Below are 4,594 nucleotides of genomic sequence, written 5' to 3' on the forward strand. Positions count from 1 at the left end.
CGGTGCTGCAGGCGGCCCTGGCCCAGGGCGAGCATGAGCTGCGGCACATCGTGGTCTCGCACCCCGAAGCGCCGTTGCCTGCCGAGCTGCACGGCGCGCGCGTGCACGACCTGGCGGCGCTGCTGGCCCGGCACGAACCCGCTGCGCGGCCCGCGCCCACTGGGCCGGACGAGCCGGGCTTCTGGCTGTATTCATCGGGTTCCACCGGCAAGCCCAAGGGCACGGTGCATACCCACGGCAACCCGTTCTGGACGGCCGAGCTGTATGGCAAGCCGGTGCTGGGCCTGACCGAAGACGACGTCTGCTTTTCGGCGGCCAAGCTGTACTTCGCCTATGGCCTGGGCAATGCGCTGACCTTTCCGCTGAGCGTGGGTGCCAGCGTGGTGCTGATGGCCGAGCGGCCCACGCCGGCCGCCACCTTCCGCCGCTGGACCGGCATCACCCCGGCGCAGGCCGGCGTGCGGCCCACCGTGTTCTTCGGTGCGCCCACCGGCTTTGCCGGCATGCTGGCTTCGCCCGAGCTGCCGGGCTTGGAATCGGTGGCGCTGCGCATGTGCTCGTCGGCGGGCGAGGCCTTGCCCGCCGAAATCGGCCAGCGCTTCAAGCAGCACTTCGGCTGCGAGATCATCGACGGCATCGGCTCCACCGAGATGCTGCACATCTTCCTGAGCAACCGGCCGGGCGACGTGCGCTACGGCACCACCGGCCGGCCGGTGGAGGGCTACGAGATCGAGCTGCGCGGCGACGACGGACGCCCGGTGCCCGATGGCGAGGTGGGCGACCTCTACATCCGCGGGCCCAGCGCCGCGCTGATGTACTGGGGCCTGCGCGACAAGAGCCGCGACACCTTCCAGGGCGGCTGGACCAAGAGCGGCGACAAGTACAGCCGCGATGCCGACGGCTACTACACCTATGCCGGCCGCAGCGACGACATGCTCAAGGTCAGCGGCATCTACGTCTCGCCCTTCGAGGTGGAAGCCACGCTGATGCAGCACCCCGCGGTGCTGGAGAGCGCCGTCATCGGCAAGCAGGACGCCGAGGGTCTGACCAAGACCAAGGCCTTCGTGGTGCTCAAGCCCGGCCAGCAGGTGACCGAGGCCGAGCTGAAGGCCTTCGTCAAGGACCGGCTGGCGCCCTACAAGTACCCGCGCTTCATCGAGTTCGTCGACGAGCTGCCCAAGACCGCCACCGGCAAGATCCAGCGCTTCCGCCTGCGTGAGCGTGAGCAGCAGGGCTGACACGTGGCGGCCAGCGTTTTCGTCGAGCTGCCCTGGCAGGGCCGCACCGTGCGCATCGAGCACCAGTGGGTGGGCGTCGACCGCGCCGATGCGCCGCTGGTGGTGTTCCTGCACGAGGGCCTGGGCTCGGTGGCGATGTGGAAGGACTTCCCGCAGCGGCTGTGCGAAGCCGCGGGCCTGCGTGGGCTGGTGTATTCGCGGCCCGGCTACGGCCGTTCCACGCCGCGCCCGGCCGATGAGCGCTGGGCGCCCGACTTCATGCACCGCCAGGCTCATGAGCTGCTGCCGTCGCTGCTGGCGGCGCTGCACATCGACCCCACGCGGCAGCCGCCCTGGCTCTTCGGCCACAGCGACGGCGGCTCCATCGCGCTGCTGCATGCGGCCCGCCACCCGGTGGCCGGCGCCATCGTGCTGGCGCCGCACCTGTTCGTGGAAGACGTGTCGGTGGCCAGCATCGAGGTGGCCCGCCAGACCTACCTGACCACCGACTTCCCGCAGAAGCTGGGCCGTTACCACGACGATGCCGACTCCGCCTTCTGGGGCTGGAACCGCATCTGGCTGGACCCGGCCTTCCGCCCCTGGAACATCGAAGCCGAAGTGGCGCAGATCACCGCGCCGGTGCTGGCCATCCAGGGCGTGGACGACGAGTACGGCACGCTCGACCAGATCCGTGCCATTGGCCGGCAATTGCCGGCCACGCAGCTGCTGGAGCTGCGCGCCTGCGGCCATTCGCCGCACCGTGACCAGCCCGAGGCCGTCATCGAAGCGGCCCACGCCTTCATCCAACACCACCGCCACCACAACGCAAGGGGACAAGCATGATCCGCAAGACCGCATTCGCCATTCCGGCGCTGGCTGCTTCGCTGCTGCTGGCTTCATCGCTGGCGCAGGCCCAGTCCGGCAAGCTCAAGGTGGGGCTGATGCTGCCCTACAGCGGCACCTTCACCGCGCTGGGCGTGGCCATCGAGAACGGCTTCAAGCTGTATGTGGACGAGCAGGGCGGCAAGCTCGGCGGCCGCGAGGTGGAGTTCTTCAAGGTGGACGACGAGAGCGACCCTGCCAAGGCCACCGACAACGTCAACAAGCTGATCAAGCGCGACAACGTGGACGTGCTGGTGGGCACGGTGCACAGCGGCGTGGCCATGGCCATGGCGCGCGCCGCCAAGGAAAGCGGCACCGTGCTCATCGTGCCCAATGCCGGGTCCGATGCGGTCACCGGCCCCATGTGCGCGCAGAACATCTTCCGCAGCTCGTTCTCCAACTGGCAGTCCAGCTACGGCATGGGCACCGTGGCGGCCAAGCAGGAAAAGAAGAAGACCGCGATGACCATCACCTGGAAGTACGCGGCCGGTGAGGAGATGACCAATGCCTTCAAGGAAGGCTTCGAGAAGGAAGGCGGCAAGGTCACCAAGCAGCTGACGCTGCCCTTCCCGAACGTGGAATTCCAGGCGCTGCTCACCGAGATCGCGGCGGCCAAGCCCGATGCGGTGTTCGCCTTCTTCGCCGGTGGCGGCGCGGTCAAGTTCGTCAAGGACTATGCGGCCGCGGGCCTGAACAAGACCATTCCGCTCTACGGCTCGGGCTTCTTGACCGACGGCACGCTGGAAGCGCAGGGCGAGGCGGCGCAGGGCGTGCTGACCACGCTGCACTATGCCGACGGCTTGAACACGCCGCGCGACAACAGCTTCCGCCTGGCCTATGCCAAGCAGTTCAAGATGCAGCCCGACGTGTACGCGGTGCAGGGCTACGACGCCGCGCAGATGCTGGCCACCGGCCTGGCGGCGGTCAAGGGCGACATCGGCAAGAAGGCCGAGTTCGCGGCCGCGCTGGAAAAGGCCCGCATCGACAGCCCGCGCGGCCCGTTCACGCTGTCCCGCTCGCACAACCCGGTGCAGGACATCTATCTGCGCAAGGTGGAGGGCAAGGAGAACAAGGTGGTCGGCATCGCGAGCAAGTCGCTCAGCGACCCGGCCCGCGGCTGCAAGCTCTGACCCCACTGCCGGAGCGCCTGCCGTGGACCTCGCCACCTTCCTCGTTCAGTGCCTGAACGCCGTGCAGTACGGCCTGCTGCTGTTCCTGCTGGCCTCGGGGCTGACGCTGATCTTCGGGATCATGGGCGTCATCAACCTGGCCCATGGCAGCTTCTACATGCTGGGCGCCTACATGGCGTTTGCGCTCAGCCCGCTGTTCGGCGACCAGTTCCTGGTGATGCTGGCGGTGGGCATCGTGCTGGCGGCGGTGTTCGGCTACTTCCTGGAATGGGCCTTCTACAGCTACCTGTACCAGCGTGAACACCTGCAGCAGGTGCTGATGACCTACGGCCTGATCCTGGTGTTCGAGGAGCTGCGCTCCATCCTGGTGGGCAACGACGTGCACGGCGTCAAGCCGCCGGAGTGGCTGGCCGGCAGCTTCGCGCTGGGCGACGTGATGAGCTACCCCACCTACCGGCTGTTCGCGTCGGCCGCCTGCATCGTGCTGGCCATCGGGCTGTATGCGGTGGTCAACCGCACCCGGCTGGGCATGATGATCCGCGCCGGTGCCAGCAACCGCGACATGGTGCGCGGCCTGGGCATCGACATTCGGCGGCTCTACCGCATCGTGTTCGCGGCCGGCGTGGCGCTGGCGGCGCTGGCCGGCATGATCGCCGCGCCCATGTCCAGCGTGTACCCGGGCATGGGCGGCAGCGTGCTCATCATCTGCTTCGTGGTGGTGGTCATCGGCGGCATCGGCTCCATCACCGGTGCGCTGGTGGCTTCGCTGCTGGTGGGCTTCGTCGACACCTTCGGCAAGGTGTTCTTCGCCGAGTTGAGCGGCATCGGCGTGTACCTGCTGATGGCGGTGGTGCTGATCTGGCGCCCGGAGGGCCTGATGGGCCGCAGAGCGTGACCATGAAACCCGACCTCATCACCCACCCGCCCGCCACCATGGCCGCCACCGCACCCACCCTGCCGCCTGCCGCGCCCCGTCCATCGGCCTGGAAGCCGATGCTGCCGGCGCTGGGCGTGCTGGCCGCGCTGGCCGCCGTGGCGCCGGTGCTCACGCCCTACCTCACCGACCTGCTGCTGAAGGTGATGATCCTGTCGATCTTCGCGCTCAGCCTGCAGCTCGTCGTCGGCATCACCGGCCTGGTCAGCCTGGGGCATGCGGCCTTCTACGGCATCGGCGCCTATGTCACCGTGCTGGCCTCGGGCGATGGCGGCGGCTCCATCGCCACGCTGCTGCCGCTGGCCATGGGCGGCGCCGCGGCCTATGCGCTCTTCGTCGGGCTGCTGGGGCTGCGCACCCGCGGCATCTACTTCATCATGGTCACGCTGGCCTTTGCGCAGATGGCCTACTTCGTGTTCCACGACACCGGC

Annotated in this window: 4 protein-coding genes and 1 pseudogene; all 5 read left to right on the plus strand. The window is 68.5% G+C overall.

Going from position 1 to position 4,594, the window contains the following annotated elements; translation table 11 throughout:
• The coding region (locus ABNT58_RS17220; RefSeq protein ID WP_348754673.1) for a benzoate-CoA ligase family protein at positions 1-1,238 on the plus strand (1,238 nt) is incomplete at its 5' end.
• 3 nt (positions 1,239-1,241) lie between these two features.
• Positions 1,242-2,060 carry an alpha/beta hydrolase gene (locus tag ABNT58_RS17225; protein WP_348754674.1) on the plus strand — a complete coding sequence of 273 codons (819 nt, stop codon included), beginning with the start codon at positions 1,242-1,244 and terminating at the stop codon, positions 2,058-2,060.
• On the plus strand, positions 2,057-3,229 hold the full coding sequence (locus ABNT58_RS17230; RefSeq protein ID WP_348754675.1) for an ABC transporter substrate-binding protein: 1,173 nt from the start codon (positions 2,057-2,059) through the stop codon (positions 3,227-3,229). Before ABNT58_RS17225 ends, ABNT58_RS17230 begins: the two co-directional genes overlap by 4 nt.
• A gap of 22 nt (positions 3,230-3,251) precedes the next feature.
• Positions 3,252-4,124 (plus strand): branched-chain amino acid ABC transporter permease, encoded by an 873-nt coding sequence (locus tag ABNT58_RS17235; protein WP_250194171.1) that lies wholly within the window; start codon positions 3,252-3,254, stop codon positions 4,122-4,124.
• Positions 4,125-4,222: 98 nt separating this feature from the next.
• Positions 4,223-4,594, plus strand: a pseudogene (locus ABNT58_RS17240) (branched-chain amino acid ABC transporter permease); the annotation flags it as partial.

Origin of the sequence: uncultured Aquincola sp. (assembly GCF_964001545.1) — a bacterium.
Lineage (GTDB): Bacteria > Pseudomonadota > Gammaproteobacteria > Burkholderiales > Burkholderiaceae_C > Aquincola.